Source organism: Salinibacterium sp. SWN167 (assembly GCF_015864665.1).
Lineage (GTDB): Bacteria > Actinomycetota > Actinomycetes > Actinomycetales > Microbacteriaceae > Rhodoglobus.
Window position 1 is genome coordinate 301,969 of the sequence record NZ_JADYWU010000001.1, and the last position, 16,994, is coordinate 318,962.

Consider the following 16,994-nt stretch of genomic DNA (forward strand, 5'->3'; position numbering starts at 1 on the left):
ATCATTCCTTTGCTGTAGGTGATGCAGTGTCGGGTGATGCAGTGCGGGGTGATGCAGATGTTGCGGGTGGTGAGCCCCCGGCAGAAACGAGCTCTGCCAAAGTCATATCGAGCAGGTCGCCGAAGACGCGACGGTGGGCTGCGCGAAGGGTATCGAGATAGGGGAGAAGCCGGCTGGGGCCAGCGGTGGCGAGGCGACCGGCGGCGGCGAGCTCTGCGACCTCCACGAGTGCGCGCGCGCCCACGCGGAACGATTCAAGCCACGGCCGCACTTCGGTAATGAGTTGCGGGTTTGCCACGGGGCCGTCGAGCAACCGGTCTGCGGCACCGAGCATGGTGTGGGCAACCGCGAGCAGGTCGGCAGCCGCGGTGGCGGCATCACCGTATTCCGACTCAAACGTGAAGCGCTCGAGGGCCTCGCCCAGTACCGGCGCATCGTCAGCCGAGAGGCACGAGGACCGAACCGTGTCAGCAAACAGACTGAAGTCGTCGACGTTGTCTTGGCCGACGACATCCAGTAGCGCTTGCTTCCAGCTGGCCTCTGGGTCGTAGTTCTCGGGGTCGTGCAGATAGTCGGCGATCGTGGCGAAAGGAATTTTAGATGACTCAAAGAGCTCCATGCCATTAGCGATGATGCCCGTCGAAAAGCGGTGCAATTGCGGATCGCGACCTTGGTAGGGGCCGATGTGGAGCTCGTGGCCCATCGCGACATCATTCACCGGATAGTTATCCCAGTAGGTCGCGGGGCGGCCGGTTGCGCGGGCGAAGACGGCAGCGTCAGCAAGGTCGAGGGTGGCGGAGCAAATGGCGCGGCCAGTCCAGAAGAGGTCGATGCGCGGATCAATGCCGCGCCCAAGGCGAGTGATGTAGTCCTCGTCGCCGTAGCCCCAATACTGCGTGGGACACACCGTGAGGTGGGTGTCGGCGTCGAACTGCGAAAAGACATTCCCGATGAGCGATTGGTGGGCGGTCACGAGATCGGGGAATGCTGCCACGTCGGCCGGATGCTGCAGCCCGGCCGGGATGTCATCCAGAAGCAGTCCAAAGCTGGTGACGCCCAATTCGCGCACGGCGCTGAACTTAGCGAGCAGCATCTCGATGTCGTCGCTGCTCGAATACTTCATGGTGAGCCCGGGGGAGAGGCAGTACATAAAAGTCATGTCGTTGTCGTCACAGCGTGTGATGAGTTCGGCCATGCGGGCGAGCTCGGTGCCAGCGTAGGGGGTGCGCCATTCGTGACGAACGAGCGGGTCATCTTTGGGCGAGTACACAAAGGTGTTCATGCCGCGGTTGCCGAGGAAGCTGATGAGGTCGAGGCGTTGTTCGTGGCTCCAGGGCGCGCCGTAGAACCCCTCGATGACGCCGCGAATGGCGAAAGCTGAGGAGTCGGAGATGGCTCGGGAGCGTGGAGTCATGGTGTGGTTATCGGGGTGGTGAATTTGAGGTTGCTGGCATCGCCGCTGGTGGTGTTGCTGCTCTCGTAAATGTCGGGAGTGACTCCGGCACTAACAGAGAGCTGGATAGCTTCAGCCATGATGGCATTGAGAATGGCCGCTCCCACCACAGTAGAGGTGGCGGACACCCGGCTGCTCAGCCCGGCGATGTCAACGGCCGCGTCGCCGACCGCGCCACCGTTATCGATCACAACGGTGGCGAGTTCGTGCAGTCGCGGCAGCGTTGTCGCTCGGGCTTCGGGGGAGGTGGCGTGCGTCAGGCTCGTGAGGGCAATGACGGGGGTGCCATTGGCCATCACCTGCTGCACGAGTTCAGACGTGACGGCGTTGCTGCCGGAGTTGGATGCCACGATCAGCACGTCATTCGCGGCGATCGGGTGGTCGCGCAGCAGCGCCGCGGCCAGACCGGGCAGTCGTTCGAGGGAGGTGCTGAGCGGGGCACTCGTGTGCAACATGAGGCCCTCAAAGAGCAGCGGCTGAACGTTGACGAGGCCGCCGGCTCGGTAGTAGAGCTCTTCGGCGAGCATGTGGGAGTGGCCGGTGCCAAAAATGTGAACCGTGCGGCGATTGATGAGCACGTCAGCAACGAGGCGGGATGCCGCCACAATGTTTGGACCTTCATCGGTGGTCAGGCGCTCGATAAGCTGCGTCGCGCGCGCCAAGTAGCGCGCAGCGGGTGACTGCACATCGAAAATTGGGGGGCTCGTGAGTGTCATGCGGGTGTTCCTTTTTTCCACACGTGGATGAGATCGCGATAGAGATTGTCGGTGTCGCCAGCGCCGAGCAGGAGCGAACCTTCGAGAGCTGACGCATCCGCGGGGCGGAACGACATGCCTTCACTGGCGAGATGTTCAACGAGGCGGGCGAAGAGGAGAGTGTTCGGTCCCAGCAGTTTGCCGCCAAGAGCCAACGGGGCATCATCGCCCACCCACCGAACTCCGACACGAGCGGTGAGGAAGAGTTCGTAGGCCGCTTCGATCACAATGGCGTCGGCGGCGGCATCCCCTTCAGCGGCCGAAGCGAGCACGGCACGAGCGAACTGGGCAATGCGGTTGACCGGGCGGTGGGCACTATGGAGGCGTGCGGCAAGATTAGTGAGGCCATCGAAGTGTTCTGCCGCTCGCGCCGTCAGGGCGGTGCTTGGTCCGCGCCCGTCACGTTCTTTGAGCACAGCAGAGATGCCGCGACTGCCGATCCAAAACCCGCCGCCGGCATCCCCCAAGAGATAGCCATCGCCGTCGACCGCATGGGATTCTCCTGTGGGGCGCACAGCGAGACAGGCAACGCCGGTGCCGGTGATGAGCGAGACGCCGGATTCGATGGAGAGTGCTCCGGCGTGGGAGGTGACGGTGTCATCTGCGATCCAGACCTCGTTGGCCCCGGTCGTTGCCGCGACAAGTTCAGCGAGACGGGTGGAAGATGCAGCATCCGCGGGGGACGTAGTGAGACCCATCACGACACGATCAACGGGCTCGAATTTGCCGTGCGCCCAGGCGCTCGCGACTGCGGCCGCAACCGTGCGCATCGTGTCGCCTTCGAGGCGGCTCACCCCATCGACTTCAACAGTGCCAGGCTGTGCGCTGCTTTTGAGGCGAATTCCGGACTGTCCGCCATCGACAGCGAGAACCCGAAGCATTAGCTGTTCCGGGGTTGTTCGGCCGAGAAAGCACCACCCGAAACCTGAGCAGTGAGCTGGTACTTGTCGCCGCGGTAGAAACAATTGGCGATCATGATGATGTTTCCGCGCGCATCGGAATCCACCATCCGGATGCGGAGGCAGGCTTGGTTTTCGGAGATCGTGAGCAACTCGCGCACGCGCTCGTCGGGCAACACGGGCTCGATCGAGACATTGGCGGCGCCGGGGGAAATGCGGTAGCGGCTGCTGAGTAGTTCATAGAGGGAGCCGCCGAGGTCACTGCCGTTGATTCCCGGCACGAGCGCCTGCGGAATCCAGACAGTTTCTACGGCCATCGCTTCACCGCTGCCTAAGCGCAGGCGGGTGAAGCTGACAACGGGGTCACCGGGGGAGATCTGGAGTTGGGTGGAGATAGCGGCGTCGGCAGGGGAGACCCGGTAGGCCAGAAGGCGAGCCCCTGGTTCTAAGCCGCGGTCGCGCATGTCTTGTGAGAACGAGGTGAGGCCGAGCAGGCGCACGAACGGCTGCGGGGTCACGTAGGTGCCTGAACCGTGGCGTCGTTCGACGAGGCCTTCGGCAACGAGCGCATCGACGGCACGTCGGATGGTCATGCGGGCAACGCCCCAGCGGGCGCTGAGATCGCGCTCGCTCGGCAGGCTCTTGCCCACCTCTGTCGACGCTACGAGTTCTCGCAAGCGTGCTCTCAGGGTGTGTCTGGTGGATTCCTCGACAACGGTCACACTCTCATTAGAGCCCATTTCTGCGCCCCTGGTAAAGAGTTGATTAGACCACTTCGGGGTACATTTGGGCGAAATATGCCCGAAACATACCCGTAAATCGGGGAATGAAGCGCATAACTTCTGGGCTCAGGAGGAGTGTCGTAGACCACTCCGTGGCCGACGCGAGACCTCCAAACTAGACCAGTTGACGTGGGGGATATGGTGAATCCATGAGTCATATTCGGCCTGCGGGCCTCTACGACCTCCCCGGAACCTATCGTGTCTGTCTCCAGACGGCGGATGCCGGGGGCGATGGGAGCGCTCTCTTCGCGAACCCCGATCTGCTCGGTCACATCTACGTCGGCCCGTACCTCGTCGGAGCCCCCGATTTCGCCTGGGTGATTGCGGATGAACTCGGAGTCGCCGGCTACGTGCTTGGCGCCGCAGACACTCGCCAGTTCGAAGCATGGCAGGAGCGCGAATGGTGGCCCGTGTTGCGCTCCCAATACGCGCCGACGGCCGGGGCTTCTCTCGACGACGAACTCATCTCTCACCTGCACACCCCGGTTCTCGCCCCCGACTCGGTGGTCGCGAACTATCCGGCGCACCTCCACATCGACCTCCTCCCGCGTGCGCAAGGGCGAGGTTTCGGGCGATCGATGCTGGAGACGCTCTTTGCGGCGCTGCGCGCTCGCGGTGTGACTGGCATCCACCTGGATGTGGGCGAAGACAACCACAATGCGATCGCCTTTTACCGCCACCTGGGTTTTGTGGAGCTGGCTCGAGGCGCTGACTCGATTTATCTGGGAATGGAACTGTCGTGATTCTGCCGGACTCAACTGCTACCCCGCTTCGAGGCGGACCGACGTTACGGTGGGGCGTCCTCGCGCCGGGTGGGATCGCCACGGATTGGGTCGCGGCGATGCACGCCAACACCGATCAACGCGTTGTTGCTGTTGCCTCGCGCTCCGCCGACCGTGCCGCAGAGTTTGCCCAGAAGCACGGCATCGAGCGCAGCTACGGCAGCTACGAGCAGTTGGTGGCCGACCCCGATGTCGACATCATTTATGTGGCCGCTCCGAATGTGTTCCACCGGCCGCTGGCTTTGCTGGCGATTTCGGCGGGCAAACACGTTCTCATTGAGAAGCCGCTCGGCGTTGACGCCGCTGACGCCCACGTGATTGTGGATGCGGCCCGTGCTGCCGGCGTCTTCGCCATGGAAGCGATGTGGACCCGCTTCTTGCCGCAGACGACGATCATCTCGCAGCTACTGGAGGCGGGCGAACTCGGTGACCTTAAAGTTGTCACCGCCGACTTCGGCGCCAACTTCGGAACCCCCGCCGGGCAACCAGTGTTCGATCCGACCATGGGCGGCGGTTCGCTGCGCGACATCGGCATCTATGCTGTCTGGTTTTCCCGGTTCGCGCTCGGCGCTCCCACTGCAGCGTTCGCTCGGGGGCGGATGCTCGACACCGGCGTCGACGCGCAGGCGGCGATGATTCTCGACCACGCCACCGGTGCCCAAGCCGTGTTGCACACGACGATGGAGGCCGACACTCCCACGGAGGCCCGCATCAACGGCTCCCGTGCTCGTGTTGAAGTGCTCACCCCGTTTTACGCGCCGCACGGTTTTGCCGTCGTGCGCGACGACGAGCGCACCGAGTTCACGGATGGCACGGGACTCCGTGGCCGCGAGGGGCTGTCGTTTCAGACCACGGCGATTGCTCAGCACATTGCGGAGGGGCGCACGGAAGCGCCCGAGCATCCGCTGGATGTCTCCGTTGCAATTCTGGAGACGCTCGACACGATGCGGGCCCAGATTGAGGCCGGTTAGTGGCTTAGCGGGGCTATGGGGCTAGCGGGCTCAGTAGGGCTAGCAGGTTCAGCGAAAACTGGCGGGGCCAAGCGAATCCCCAAGCGGGCCATGCCGGTTCGGCGACACGGCCCGCGCGGCGGGGCTAGGCGGCCGCTTTGGCGCGCGACAGGTCGACGAACAGGTCCGTGTTGAACTTGTAGGCGGCGAGTACTTCGTCGATGACGCGGTCACGCTCGGCGTCATCCCACTCGACAGCATCGAGCTGGTCGCGGTACGTGATTTTGAATTCTTTAGGCTTGGCGATCTGGTCGAAGAGGTAGAAGCCGACACCGTTGGTGTCGAATCCGAACTGGCGCTGCATGAGGGTGCGGATAACCTGGCCGCCCGAAAGGTCGCCGAGGTAACGGGTGTAGTGGTGAGCGATAAAGCCGCCAGCCCAGTCTTCGGCGGCAACCTCGCGCACGCGGGCGGCGTAGGCGGCAGCCGTGGGAAGAGGGGCGATCTGGTCGCGCCAGTCGGCACCGATCAGAAATTCGAGATCCGCTTCGATCGCGGGCAAGCGGGTGAGCTGCGAGGTGATGAACGGGGCAGCAACCGGGTTGCCGGCGAAGTGATCGGCGGCGGCTTCGATCGCTTCATAAATGAAGTAGTGCTGAGCGACTAGCGCGATGTAATCCTCGCGGGTTCCCTTGCCCGTCATGAGATCTTTCATGAAGTCGGCACCTTCGCTGTCGCCGTGGCTTGACCAGGTGCGCTCACGGAGTGCTTGCGAGAAAGGAATTACAGCCACGGAGTCTCCTAGAAGGGGGTTAGGTGACCCTCACTCTAGTGCGGCGGTTTATTGCCCGGCATCATCCAAAAGTTGGTTAATCGCTCCGGAAAGCAGAATGCACCGGGGGAGAATCCACAGCGGAAGAGTGCACCGCGGAGTGGCTAGTGGCCGACGTGGCTGGGGATGTCGAACAGGTCATCCACGTCATTGCCCTCCGTCGCCGGCCCATTGATGGTGGCGAGGGCAGTGAGGGTGAGAACGAAAACCACGAGTGCGCCCACCACGAGGGCGGTGATGTACCGCGCAACGCTCGGGGCGGAGGCAGTGGCGTCGGTGCCGTCACTGACGCGACGGAAGTGCCGCGCAAGCGACCCCGCTACGAACAGCTGGAGCACTGCGGCGATGCCCCAGGGGGCGACATCCAACACCGATCCGAGCGCACCGATGTGAAAAGTGGATGCTGCTGCCACCAGTGCTCCCCACGCGACGAGCGGTGCCAGCGCAACGACGATCGCGGCGCGAGGTGCCGGCAACTGGTCACGAGTGAAGGCGAGCAAGCCCCATCCGAGTTCGAGAATGCCCAGGATGCCGAGGGGAAGCGCAAGCCCGACGGGCGCGCCAATGATGAGCGCACAGTGAATAATGCCGACGCCCGCCGCGGCGAAGGCGAGCCAACTGCGACTGATGGCGGACACTCGATACCTCTCTGGCGCTCGAGCTTCACCCGATCACGCTGTCGCCAGCAGTTTAAGCGCTGACGCCGGTGGCGCGCTTGTCGGCGCCGATGCCGACGAGGAGCAGAATGACGGCCGCACCAAAGTGCAGGGCATTGTCTGCTGCGTTGAGCGCGAGCACGTTGTAGGCGGAACCGACGAGCATCAGGCCCGCAAACCCGAGAACAAGAAAGGCGAAGCCGAGGGCCGAGTTGAGGGCGCGGGCGGCCGCACGGTTAGAAAGAGCCGCAAGAAGCAGGGCAGCACCAACAATGATGTGCACCACGTTGTGGAAACCGTTCACGCTGAAGACGTCGGCCAACAGCGCGCCTTCGGTTGCAAAGAACTCGACTCCGGTGGTGACCAAGAATCCGAGCAGGCCGAAGAGAACGAAGAACGCTCCGACGATAGCTCCGAAAATGCGGTTGGGTGATCGAGTCATGTGGTGCCCCCTTGTGCGCACACTAGGTGAGTGCGCATCGTGTGCTCTCTATTCGTACTCGCACTAGAGGGGGTTTGGCTAGGGCAGGCGTAGGTGAATTTTCCCCATGAGCCGCAGTGCTGCAGAGCCGTAGTGCCACAGAGTCGCAGCGCCGCAGCACGATTGCCGGATGCCGCAGCAACGCTAGCTGTGAGGTCGAGCCTCAACACCCAACTTTTCACACGCGGCGTCGTACAGTTTCACGATCTCATGGCGGATCTCCGCGCGCTCGCTGATCTCCGTGCTCCACGGCACCGTCACGTGGTGTTCGATGCCGTCGACATCCGAATACTGCCACGTGCCCTCGGTGCCGTCGAGCGACACCATGGCCGCAGAAATGGCGGAGGATTCTGCGAAGGCACGCACAATGAGCAGATTGTCATCGTTGTGGTCGCTGTTCATATGGGCGAGTACTGCGGACACAATTTCTTCACTGAAAGTAGTCACGGCTCTACGGTAGCGGGGAGTCGTTGGGTTTGGGGTTGTTCCATACCCTAGAGGGGTATAGCGTGGCGCCCATGGATGGAATGACCGAGCACGACACGCAGACCTCCCACAAGCAGCACTCTGGCCACTCTGGCCACTCTGGCCATAGCGATCATGTCGCGCAGTTCCGCCGCCTGTTCTGGATCATGCTGGTCATGGCAATCCCAGTTGCCGGGTTCAGCATGATGTTCGCCCAGATTCTCGGCTACACGCTGCCCGAGAACATGGTCGTGCAGTGGATCTCCCCCGTGCTCGGCACCGTCATGTTCGTCTGGGGCGGCAAGCCATTCCTCACGGGCGGTTTTTCTGAGTTGAAAGCCCGTAAGCCGGGAATGATGCTGCTGATTTCTCTGGCGATAACCGTCGCGTTCGTTGCATCATGGGCATCCACTCTCGGCCTCATCGCGGCCGAGCTCGACTTTTGGTGGGAGCTCGCGCTACTCATCGTTGTGATGCTGCTCGGTCACTGGGTCGAGATGCGGTCGCTGGCTCAGACCTCCAGCGCGCTCGACTCTCTTGCCGCTTTGCTTCCGGATGAAGCGGAGAAGGTTGAGGGCGACGACTTCGTCACCGTGCCGCCGGCTGACCTCGTGGTGGGCGACGTCGTCATCGTGCGCCCCGGCGGACGAGTGCCCGCCGACGGCGAAGTGATTGACGGTTCAGCCGAGGTGGATGAGTCGATGATCACCGGAGAGTCGCAGCCGGTTAAGCGGGGCCTGGGCGACCGCGTCGTGGCGGGAACCGTTGCGACCGATAACTCGATCCGGGTGAAGGTCACCGCGATTGGCGAGGACACGGCGCTCGCGGGCATCACGAAGCTCGTCGAAACGGCGCAAAGCTCGTCGTCACCCGCGCAGCGCATCGCCGACACCGCGGCGGGCTGGCTGTTCTGGTTCGCTCTCGGTGCCGCGGCGATTACCGCTACAGTGTGGACGCTCGCGGGGAGCCCCGATGATGCGATCGTGCGCACCATCACCGTGCTTGTGATCGCGTGCCCGCATGCTTTGGGTCTTGCGATTCCGCTTGTCGTCTCGATTTCTACCGAGCGTGCTGCTCGCGCTGGGGTGCTCATCAAGGATCGTCTCGCTCTTGAAACCATGCGCAAGGTTGACACTGTGTTGTTCGACAAGACTGGCACCCTCACCAAGGGCGAGCCCGCTGTCACGCACGTGGTCGCTGTCGGGGAGTCGAGTGACGATGAGGTGATTCGGCTCGCTGCCGCCGCAGAGTTCGACAGCGAGCATCCGCTGGCCAAGGCCATTGTGACGGCAGCGAAAGATCGTGACCTCGACCGGGCGACAGCCTCACAATTCAGCTCGTCGAGCGGCGTAGGTGTCGAAGCCACCGTCGACGGAGCCACCATCAGCGTTGGTGGACCGAGCATGCTCCGCCAGCACGACCAAACCGCGGTCGAGGTGACCGCGACGTGGGCGGCTGAGGGCGCAATCATTCTGCACGTGCTCTCGGACGGGCACGTAATTGGTGCGATCGGTCTCGCGGATGAAGTGCGCGAAGACTCCCGCCAGGCTGTCGATGCACTCCACGATCGTGGCATCACCGTGGTCATGATCACGGGCGACGCGGATGCCGTTGCTCAGTCAGTAGCCGCCGAACTCGGCATCGACCGGGTGTTCTCGGGCGTGCATCCCGAAGACAAAGCAAGCAAAGTCGCCGAACTGCAGAAGGCAGGCGCCACTGTTGCCATGGTCGGTGACGGCGTGAACGATGCGCCGGCCCTTGCGCAGGCGGATGTCGGAATCGCGATCGGCGCCGGAACTGACGTAGCGATCGCTTCCGCCGGCGTCGTGCTCGCCAGTGACGACCCGCGCTCAGTGCTTGCCGTGATCGAACTCTCGCGCCGCAGCTACGGCAAGATGCGCCAAAACCTATGGTGGGCTGCCGGCTACAACCTCCTCGCAGTGCCGCTCGCCGCTGGCGTGCTTGCACCTATCGGCTTCGTGCTGCCCATCTCGGTGGGCGCGCTACTGATGTCGGCCTCGACCGTTGTTGTCGCGGCGAACGCGCAGCTCTTGCGTCGCCTCGACCTGCGGCCCGAAGCTGTTATCGCGCGCAAGGACTGAGTCAGTGCTGCGCTAGATCGGACCGCAACTTGACGGCGGTGTAGGTGCCGAGGCCAGCGGCTGCAAGTAGTGCGACACCGACAATCCAGGGCGTGAGGGACAACAAAAGTGGAAGATCAGCGCCTAAGAGCGCCGCATTGAATATCAAGGGAAGCGCGATTGCTCCGATAGCGCCGCCCGTTGCTGCCGCGATCGCCTGAGGTCGTATGGCCGGTGTGCGTCGGCGAACAACAAGACGCATCAGGATGGCGCCCAATGCACAGCTCACGCCCCATGCGGCACCGCCGATGAGGGCGACTATGAAGGGGTAAAACCAGAACCTGAGATCGAACTCAGAGCGAAAAAGAGCGGGAACGATCCACCCGAGAAGGAGCAGTAGCGCGATCAGAGGCCCTGCCATCAGACTCATGAGAAGCAGCCCGTTCCACAAATCGCGGTCGAGGATGAAGCGCCGGAGGGCACTCTTCGGAGCATCGTCTACTTCGTTGTCTAGTGTCATCCGAATGGCGTGAAGCCCGGGGCTGCGTGGGCAATCGCGGTGAGAACGCCGAGGATGATCAGGAGTGCGCCCAGCATCCCAATGTAAAGCGGGGATGGCGCGAGCGGAGAGTGGGGGTTGTACCGGGGGAGCCAATCCTCGACGGCCGAAATCCAGAAAGCGAAGAGCGGGCGGCGCACGACGACGAGGGCAACGCCGGCCACGATTAAGCCAATGATCAAGAGAAGCTGATCCCACGCGAGACCATTCATATGGCCGGAAACCTTTCGCTAGACACGGGACTGGACGCCACCGCTGGCGAGCACGCAACTGGTCTCAGTAATAGCAGACTGCGGACTCGAGAGCTACCCACAAACAACTGTTGGCACCCACCGATGAGGCATACCTGCTATTCGCCGTGATGCTCGAGGTCGACATGGGGGAACGTTCGCTCTCCCCATCGACCTCAACACACGCTCAACGGAACGTGCGTCACGGATTCTTTGGGAACATCTCCGTGAGCTCGTGAAGGTACTCGGGCACTGGTCCAATGAGCGAGGACGCTAAGAGCTGCCCTGTTTCGATGGACAACCCATCTGTGGTGGCGAACTGACGGGCCGCTGAAGGCGATGTCCACCACTCGATCACAACGAGTTGTGATGGCTGGCCGATCACGGGGTAAACGTTGAAAGAGATACAACTTTCTTGGCCCCGAACGTTCGGTATCTGCCGTTCGTACGCAGCGATGACCGCGTCTCGCAGGCCCGGCTTGAAGTCGAACACCGCAATCGCCACGAGTTCGCCTGGTTCAGCGGAGCGAGAAACTTCATCGTCCTCACTGACAATCGCGTCCTCTAAAAGGAACGCGACCGGAGGTTCGACGAGACCCTTTTCGGCGACTTGCATCAGAGCGACCTCGTAGGACTGCGCTCGGTGGAACTCCACCGCGTCGGCGTCTACGAACCGCTCATCCCCGTAAAACAAGTCGGGATCGTGGCGATCCTCGTACAGGCGGATCCCAAGACACCCTTCTTCCTCAACAGAGCCGGTGCGGACCCCTAGCAGCGCGGCCTTCACCTCAGCGCGAAACTCAGGCTTAGCTCGGAAACAACCAAGAACGTGAACCATGATTCTCCTCTTTGGGTCCAGACAGCCCCATGACGGAGCAGTGGGGCCAGCGTATCAAGCACATCGAAAAACTGATGTGGGTCGCGTCGCGTCGCGACGTCAACACACTACGTCTGCTACCGACGCCCCAGCGACCAGCGGGAATGCGGTCGAGGATTGCCTTTGAGCGGTGGGGGTCGTCTTGCAGCGCCTGGGTGTTGTCGGTCGCGTTGTAGCCGGGGGCGATCGCATTGACGGTGATGCCCTTGCCAGCCCACTCGTTCGAGAGTGCCTTCGTGAGACCGGCGATGGCCTGCGTGAGCGTGAACTGGCTCGACAGGTTCACCTGGATGACCCGATCCCACAGCTCGGTGGGGTGCTCGGCGGCGGGGGCGCGCTCGATGGTTCCGGCATTGTTGACGAGGATGTCCACATTGCGGGTCGAGAGAGTCTCGCCCAACGCGGTTACGGCCGGGCGTGCATCCCGAAGACAAAGCAAGCAAGGTCGCCGAACTGCAGAAGGCAGGCGGCACCGTTGCCATGGTCGGTGACGGCGTGAACGATGCGCCGGCCCTTGCTCAGGCGGACGTCGGAATCGCGATCGGCGCCGGAACTGACGTAGCAATCGCTTCCGCTGGCGTCGTGCTCGCGAGCGACGACCCGCGCTCAGTGCTTGCCGTGATCGAACTCTCGCGCCGCAGCTACGGCAAGATGCGCCAAAAGCTGTGGTGGGCTGCCGGCTACAACCTCATCTCGGTGCCCCTCGCTGCTGGCGTGCTTGCTCCCATCGGCTTCGTGCTGCCCATCTCGGTTGGCGCGCTACTGATGTCGGCCTCGACCGTGGTCGTTGCCGCCAATGCTCAGCTGCTGCGCCGGCTCGACCTGCGGCCCGAAGCGGTTATCGGCAAGGACTAACCAGCGGCCGAGCTCTCACGGTGCGCGCGCTTCGGCGTCGCTAGCGCTTCGACAGCGCGTCGACGTCGCTGTGGCGTCGCTGTGGTTTCGTCGCCAGGGTGGTTTCAGGATTGGGGAGGGCAGTCCGCGGAATCGAAATCGTCGGGTTCAGCGCCGATGCTGTTCAGCGCCTTAGTGAGGACCGCTAATTCGTTCGCGTCGAGGCGGTCGAGCACGCGCCGACGGGCGCTGTCGCGGTGGCTGGGCCAGGCCTCTTTCAGACGTTTCAGCCCGACTTCGGTGAGTACGACATCCGCGCCCCGACCGTCGCTAGCGGAGCGCTCTCGGGCTACGAGCTCGAGGGCTTCGAGGCGGTTCACGGTGCGAGTCGCACCGCTGATGGTCATCGATAGCCGGGTGGCGACTTCGTTGATGCGCAGGCGCTGGCCTTCTGCCTCAGAGAGGTAGGTGAGGGCGAAGTAGTCGGTGAGAGGCAACTGCTGGTCGCGCTGAAGGTCAGCGTCGAGCACGCGCGGAACAACGCTAATCGCCCGCGAGAGTGCCTGCATTAGAGCCTTTTCGTCGCGGGTCATGCCGTTGTTGTGGTGAGCCATAACGCAATTGTACTTGATCAAGCAAGTAAGTGTTATAGTTGCCCAGTCAAGTAAATTCTCACCGAGCGACAGGCTCGAGATCGGTAAAGGCGAGACCATGAACGAACACGAAAGCGCGACCGCGGTAGTAACTGGCGCGGCGAGCGGGCTCGGCAAAGACATTGCCGAGGAGCTCGCAGCGAAGGGCTACACCGTGTACGGAACGACGCTCAGCAGTGAGCCGGAAAGCGGAAACCCGCGCATTGTTCTCTCCCGCGTTGACATCACGAACCCTGATGCCGTGCGTACCTGGGCCGCAAACGTCGCGGCCAAATCCGGGGGAAAGGTCAACGTGCTCATCAACAACGCGGGCATCCTGACTCCAGGCCCGCTTGAACTTGTGCCTCTTGATGCGATTCGCCAAGAATTCGAAGTCAACACCTTCGCGCCGCTCACCGTTGTCAACGCGTTCCTGCCGCAGCTGCGTGCAGCTCAGGGCCGAATCGTTCAGATCAGCACCATTTCGGCCGCATTCCCGATGGCGTTCAACGCGCCATCCGCTGCCTCCAAGATCGCCGTTGAAGCGCTGATGAAGGCCTACCGCACCGAACTTCACCGCTTCGGGGTTGAGGTCACGATTATCCAGCCCGGCAGCATGCTCACGGGAGGCCCCGCCAAATCGGCCGCTCTCCTCGGCCAACTCACGAACTCTCTCACCGATGACCAGCGCGAACTCTACGGCGAAGCTCTTGCCCGTTTTGCGGCTGGGTTCAACGACGGCCAAGCGAAGGGGCTCACTTCGGCGGCCGCAGCAGTCGAAGTTGTTGACATCGCCGAACGCACCCCTGCCCCCAGCACCGCCACGATCGGTGACGACGCTGCGCAGCTCGTGCAGTTCCTTAGCTCATCAACCCCCGAGGAGCAGGACGCCCTGCGTCTCACTCTTGCCTAACCAACACCACCTAACCCATCCCACCCATAGAAAAGGAAACAGATCATGATTGAAGCAGTAGACCCCACCGACGAGCGTGCCGTTCGTAACAAGAACAACCTCATCGACTTCTATGAGCAAGCGATCAACCAGAAGAACTCGGTTGAGGCGGCAAACAAGCTCGTCGCCGACGAATACATTCAGCACAACCCGCTGCTGCCGGATGGCGCTGCCGGACTCGGTGCCACCTTCGCTGCTCTCACGGCTGAGCGCCAGAACGCGCGCGTCGTCATCCACCGCATCATCGCTTCTGGTGACTGGGTGTGGGCACACGTCAACTTCCTCAACCTGTACAACGATGACGCTGATGACCTTGGCGTGGCCGGTGTCGACATTTGGAAGATGGACGCCGACGGCATTGCGCTCGAGCACTGGGATGTTCTCCAGCCCATCACGGCCGCGGTCAGCCCCGTCAACGGTCACGGAATGTTCTAACCGAACCCTGTTGCGGCAGTGCGCCGCGGATGTTGGCCTCGGTCGAACACCCGGCGTACTGCCTCTCTGTCTAAAATCTTTACCTCAGCATTGGAGCCCTCATGGACTACGGTCATCCGTTGAAATTCGGCGCATTTGTGACACCCGCGAATGCATCGCCGCAAGCACCCGTCGAAACGGCGCAGCTCGTGGAGTCTTTGGGCTTCGATCTCGTCACCTTTCAGGACCACCCTTACCAACCCTCGTTCCTCGACACCTGGACGTTGATCTCGTACGTTGCGGCGAGAACTGACCGCATCCACATTGCGCCGAACGTCATGAATGTTCCGTTGCGTAATCCCGCTGTCGCGGCGCGAGCGGCGAGCAGCCTCGACCTTCTATCGGGCGGGCGCATCGACATGGCGTTGGGGGCGGGAGCGTTCTGGGATGCTGTGGTCGCCATGGGCGTTCCGCGGCTCACTCCCGGAGAATCGATCACCGCACTCGAAGAGGCGATCGACATCATGCGGGGAATCTGGGATGCCGGAAATCGGCAACTTTTGCGCTTGGATGGCACCGTGCACAGCGTTCGCGGTGCCCAACGCGGACCGCTCGCAGCCCACGATATTCCGATCTGGATTGGCGCCCTCAAGCCGCGCGGCCTGCGCCTCATTGGTCGCAAGGCCAATGGCTGGCTGCCGTCGCTGGGGTATCTCCAGCCCGGAGATTTCGCGCGTGGCAACGCCACCATCGACAAGGCAGCAGTGTCGGCCGGCCGCGATCCTCGCGAAATTCGCCGGCTCGCCAACATCACCGTTCCTCAGACTGGTCTGGATGGCTGGGCTGAGCAGCTTGCAACGCTGGCGTTAGAAGACGGTGCGAGTACGTTCATCCTGGCCAACGACAGCGCGATGGTCTTGCAGCTCTTCGCCGAAGAAGTGATGCCTGCGGTACGCGAACTGGCCTCGGCGGAGCGAGCCCGCACGGGTCTTGAACCAGCCGAAGTGAAGAGCGCCGCAGCGGTCGCAGCGCGGCGAAGTGGGATTGACTATGACGCTGCGCCCGAGGGTGTGCGCGTCATCGAGCCCGGTGACTACAACTTTTCCAGCGTGAAATCCACCTACATGCGCGGCGGTTCCCCGGGTCTGGTGTTGCAGCCCACCACGGTGGAGGAGGTTGTCGAGAGCGTCGAGTTCGCGCGCACTCATCGCCATCTTGAGCTTGCTGTGCGCAGCGGGGGCCACGGTATCAGCGGCCGAAGCACCAACGATGGTGGCCTGGTCATCGATCTCAAAGAACTGAACTCGATCGAGATTCTCGACCGCGAAGCGAAGACTGTACGCATTGGGCCGGGCGCTCGGTGGTCTGACGTCGCGACCGTCTTGGGCGACGAAGGCTGGGCTTTGAGTTCCGGCGACTACGGCGGAGTCGGGGTGGGCGGGCTCGCGACGGCGGGTGGCGTCGGCTGGCTCGCACGTCAGCAGGGGCTCACGATCGACCATCTCATCGCCGCCGACATCGTGTTGGCCGATGGCTCGCTCGTGCACACCAGCGCTGAAGAGAACCCGGAGCTGTTCTGGGCCATCCGCGGTGCCGGCGCCAACATGGGAATCGTCGTCAGCTTCGACTTTGTGGTGGAAGAAGTCGCCGACATCGGATTCGCCCAGCTGGGTTTCGATCCCGGAAACATGCCGGAGCTGCTCGAACGGTGGGGTGCTGCGATGGAGGAAGCTCCCCGCGACCTCACGACCGAGCTTGCGATCGTTCGCCAAAACTCGGCGCCGTACGTTGGCGTCAACGTCTTGGGTGCTGTGGCGTCAGACGAACCAGACATCATCCTGAACCGCCTGCAGCCGCTCGCCGAAATCGCACCCCTCACCAGCCAATCCGTTCAGCTTCTGCCGTACAGCGCGCTGATGGGCAATACCAGCCCGGCACCACATTCCGGGCGGGGCGAACCCGTCTCTGCATCCGGCCTGATCGAGCACCTCACTCCAGACGTTGCCGAGGTGTTGGCGCGCTTCATCGAAAGCGGGGCCAGCACGTTCATTCAGATTCGCTGCGTCGGCGGTGCCGTCTCCGATGTTGCGGCGGATGCCACGGCCTACGCCCATCGGTCAGCAAACTTTGCGATCAGTGCGGGCAGCTCCAACGCCCAACGCCTCGCCAAAGAGTGGGCCAAGGTGAAGCCCTTTCTCAGCGGAACCTACTTGAGCTTTGAAACATCGCTCGACCCTGAGCGAATCCACGATGCCTTCCCGCCGCCGACACTCTCGCGACTTCGCGACATCAAGGCGCGCGTTGACCCGCAGGGGCTGTTCCGCGACAACTTCTCGGTGATTCCGGCGGCGCAGGCCTAA

General features: G+C 62.7%; 18 protein-coding genes and 2 pseudogenes. 7 read left to right on the top strand and 13 right to left on the bottom strand.

From position 1 onward, the window contains the following. Position 1: 1 nt before the first annotated feature. Genes I6E60_RS01445 through I6E60_RS01460 form a run of 4 tightly spaced genes read right to left on the bottom strand, consistent with a single transcriptional unit; the run spans position 2 to position 3,829 of the window. Positions 2 to 1,414 carry a protein O-GlcNAcase gene (locus I6E60_RS01445; RefSeq protein ID WP_197178489.1) on the bottom strand — a complete coding sequence of 471 codons (1,413 nt, stop codon included), beginning with the start codon at positions 1,412 to 1,414 and terminating at the stop codon, positions 2 to 4. Continuing rightward, a complete protein-coding gene (locus tag I6E60_RS01450) occupies positions 1,411 to 2,169 on the bottom strand; it encodes a sugar isomerase domain-containing protein (protein ID WP_197178491.1) in 759 nt (252 codons plus the stop codon). Before I6E60_RS01450 ends, I6E60_RS01445 begins: the two co-directional genes overlap by 4 nt. Then, entirely contained in the window at positions 2,166 to 3,089 is a 924-nt protein-coding gene (locus tag I6E60_RS01455) for an N-acetylglucosamine kinase (protein WP_197122390.1), read from the bottom strand. The genes I6E60_RS01450 and I6E60_RS01455 overlap by 4 nt, the downstream gene beginning before the upstream one ends. After that, positions 3,089 to 3,829: a GntR family transcriptional regulator gene (locus I6E60_RS01460; RefSeq protein ID WP_307841765.1), complete on the bottom strand. Its 741-nt coding sequence runs from the start codon at positions 3,827 to 3,829 to the stop codon at positions 3,089 to 3,091. Before I6E60_RS01460 ends, I6E60_RS01455 begins: the two co-directional genes overlap by 1 nt. 209 nt (positions 3,830 to 4,038) lie before the next feature. On the opposite strand from I6E60_RS01460, the gene I6E60_RS01465 reads away from it, so the two are divergent. Then, on the top strand, positions 4,039 to 4,632 hold the full coding sequence (locus I6E60_RS01465; protein WP_197122392.1) for a GNAT family N-acetyltransferase: 594 nt from the start codon (positions 4,039 to 4,041) through the stop codon (positions 4,630 to 4,632). Beyond that, entirely contained in the window at positions 4,629 to 5,642 is a 1,014-nt protein-coding gene (locus tag I6E60_RS01470; protein ID WP_197122394.1) for a Gfo/Idh/MocA family protein, read from the top strand. Before I6E60_RS01465 ends, I6E60_RS01470 begins: the two co-directional genes overlap by 4 nt. A gap of 124 nt (positions 5,643 to 5,766) precedes the next feature. Here I6E60_RS01470 and I6E60_RS01475 read toward each other — a convergent pair whose 3' ends face one another. The 4 genes from I6E60_RS01475 to I6E60_RS01490 all read right to left on the bottom strand — a co-directional run bounded on the left by I6E60_RS01475 (position 5,767) and on the right by I6E60_RS01490 (position 8,037). Next, complete coding sequence (locus I6E60_RS01475; RefSeq protein WP_197178493.1) at positions 5,767 to 6,414, bottom strand: heme oxygenase (biliverdin-producing); 648 nt, start codon at positions 6,412 to 6,414, stop codon at positions 5,767 to 5,769. Positions 6,415 to 6,557: 143 nt separating this feature from the next. Next, a complete protein-coding gene (locus I6E60_RS01480; RefSeq protein ID WP_197122398.1) occupies positions 6,558 to 7,091 on the bottom strand; it encodes a hypothetical protein in 534 nt (177 codons plus the stop codon). A 52-nt stretch (positions 7,092 to 7,143) separates the two neighbouring features. Beyond that, entirely contained in the window at positions 7,144 to 7,551 is a 408-nt protein-coding gene (locus I6E60_RS01485; RefSeq protein WP_197178495.1) for a DUF4383 domain-containing protein, read from the bottom strand. Positions 7,552 to 7,734: 183 nt separating this feature from the next. After that, entirely contained in the window at positions 7,735 to 8,037 is a 303-nt protein-coding gene (locus tag I6E60_RS01490) for a DUF2470 domain-containing protein (RefSeq protein WP_197178497.1), read from the bottom strand. A 29-nt stretch (positions 8,038 to 8,066) separates the two neighbouring features. Here I6E60_RS01490 and I6E60_RS01495 point away from each other — a divergent pair, with 29 nt between their 5' ends. Continuing rightward, positions 8,067 to 10,157 (top strand): heavy metal translocating P-type ATPase, encoded by a 2,091-nt coding sequence (locus I6E60_RS01495; RefSeq protein WP_374189209.1) that lies wholly within the window; start codon positions 8,067 to 8,069, stop codon positions 10,155 to 10,157. 1 nt (position 10,158) lies between these two features. Here the strand turns inward: I6E60_RS01495 and I6E60_RS01500 are convergent, their stop codons facing one another. The 4 genes and pseudogenes from I6E60_RS01500 to I6E60_RS14720 all read right to left on the bottom strand — a co-directional run. Further along, entirely contained in the window at positions 10,159 to 10,656 is a 498-nt protein-coding gene (locus I6E60_RS01500; RefSeq protein ID WP_197178501.1) for a hypothetical protein, read from the bottom strand. After that, a complete protein-coding gene (locus tag I6E60_RS01505) occupies positions 10,653 to 10,907 on the bottom strand; it encodes a hypothetical protein (protein WP_197178503.1) in 255 nt (84 codons plus the stop codon). Before I6E60_RS01505 ends, I6E60_RS01500 begins: the two co-directional genes overlap by 4 nt. Before the next feature lie 220 nt (positions 10,908 to 11,127). Continuing rightward, entirely contained in the window at positions 11,128 to 11,712 is a 585-nt protein-coding gene (locus I6E60_RS01510) for an antibiotic biosynthesis monooxygenase (protein ID WP_307841766.1), read from the bottom strand. Positions 11,713 to 11,731: 19 nt separating this feature from the next. Beyond that, a pseudogene (locus tag I6E60_RS14720) lies at positions 11,732 to 12,175 on the bottom strand (SDR family NAD(P)-dependent oxidoreductase); the annotation flags it as partial. Positions 12,176 to 12,210: 35 nt separating this feature from the next. On the opposite strand from I6E60_RS14720, the pseudogene I6E60_RS01520 reads away from it, so the two are divergent. Next, positions 12,211 to 12,657, top strand: a pseudogene (locus tag I6E60_RS01520) (HAD-IC family P-type ATPase); the annotation flags it as partial. Between the two features lie 104 nt (positions 12,658 to 12,761). Here I6E60_RS01520 and I6E60_RS01525 read toward each other — a convergent pair. After that, positions 12,762 to 13,250 carry a MarR family winged helix-turn-helix transcriptional regulator gene (locus I6E60_RS01525; protein WP_197178508.1) on the bottom strand — a complete coding sequence of 163 codons (489 nt, stop codon included), beginning with the start codon at positions 13,248 to 13,250 and terminating at the stop codon, positions 12,762 to 12,764. A 97-nt stretch (positions 13,251 to 13,347) separates the two neighbouring features. Here I6E60_RS01525 and I6E60_RS01530 point away from each other — a divergent pair, with 97 nt between their 5' ends. The 3 genes from I6E60_RS01530 (at position 13,348) to I6E60_RS01540 (ending at position 16,994) form a co-directional block, all read left to right on the top strand. Next, complete coding sequence (locus I6E60_RS01530) at positions 13,348 to 14,181, top strand: SDR family NAD(P)-dependent oxidoreductase (protein ID WP_197178510.1); 834 nt, start codon at positions 13,348 to 13,350, stop codon at positions 14,179 to 14,181. A 45-nt stretch (positions 14,182 to 14,226) separates the two neighbouring features. Continuing rightward, a complete protein-coding gene (locus I6E60_RS01535; RefSeq protein WP_197178512.1) occupies positions 14,227 to 14,655 on the top strand; it encodes a nuclear transport factor 2 family protein in 429 nt (142 codons plus the stop codon). Between the two features lie 101 nt (positions 14,656 to 14,756). Next, positions 14,757 to 16,994: an LLM class flavin-dependent oxidoreductase gene (locus I6E60_RS01540; protein WP_197178515.1), complete on the top strand. Its 2,238-nt coding sequence runs from the start codon at positions 14,757 to 14,759 to the stop codon at positions 16,992 to 16,994.

Bases quoted from the DNA above. Each gene is read 5' to 3' on its own strand.
- I6E60_RS01485 (WP_197178495.1), bottom strand. From the start codon at position 7,551: ATGACTCGATCACCCAACCGCATTTTCGGAGCTATCGTCGGAGCGTTC.
- I6E60_RS01445 (WP_197178489.1), bottom strand. From the start codon at position 1,414: ATGACTCCACGCTCCCGAGCCATCTCCGACTCCTCAGCTTTCGCCATT.
- I6E60_RS01525 (WP_197178508.1), bottom strand. From the start codon at position 13,250: ATGGCTCACCACAACAACGGCATGACCCGCGACGAAAAGGCTCTAATG.
- I6E60_RS01455 (WP_197122390.1), bottom strand. From the start codon at position 3,089: ATGCTTCGGGTTCTCGCTGTCGATGGCGGACAGTCCGGAATTCGCCTC.
- I6E60_RS01465 (WP_197122392.1), top strand. From the start codon at position 4,039: ATGAGTCATATTCGGCCTGCGGGCCTCTACGACCTCCCCGGAACCTAT.
- I6E60_RS01535 (WP_197178512.1), top strand. From the start codon at position 14,227: ATGATTGAAGCAGTAGACCCCACCGACGAGCGTGCCGTTCGTAACAAG.
- I6E60_RS01450 (WP_197178491.1), bottom strand. From the start codon at position 2,169: ATGACACTCACGAGCCCCCCAATTTTCGATGTGCAGTCACCCGCTGCG.
- I6E60_RS01500 (WP_197178501.1), bottom strand. From the start codon at position 10,656: ATGACACTAGACAACGAAGTAGACGATGCTCCGAAGAGTGCCCTCCGG.
- I6E60_RS01530 (WP_197178510.1), top strand. From the start codon at position 13,348: ATGAACGAACACGAAAGCGCGACCGCGGTAGTAACTGGCGCGGCGAGC.
- I6E60_RS01540 (WP_197178515.1), top strand. From the start codon at position 14,757: ATGGACTACGGTCATCCGTTGAAATTCGGCGCATTTGTGACACCCGCG.
- I6E60_RS01505 (WP_197178503.1), bottom strand. From the start codon at position 10,907: ATGAATGGTCTCGCGTGGGATCAGCTTCTCTTGATCATTGGCTTAATC.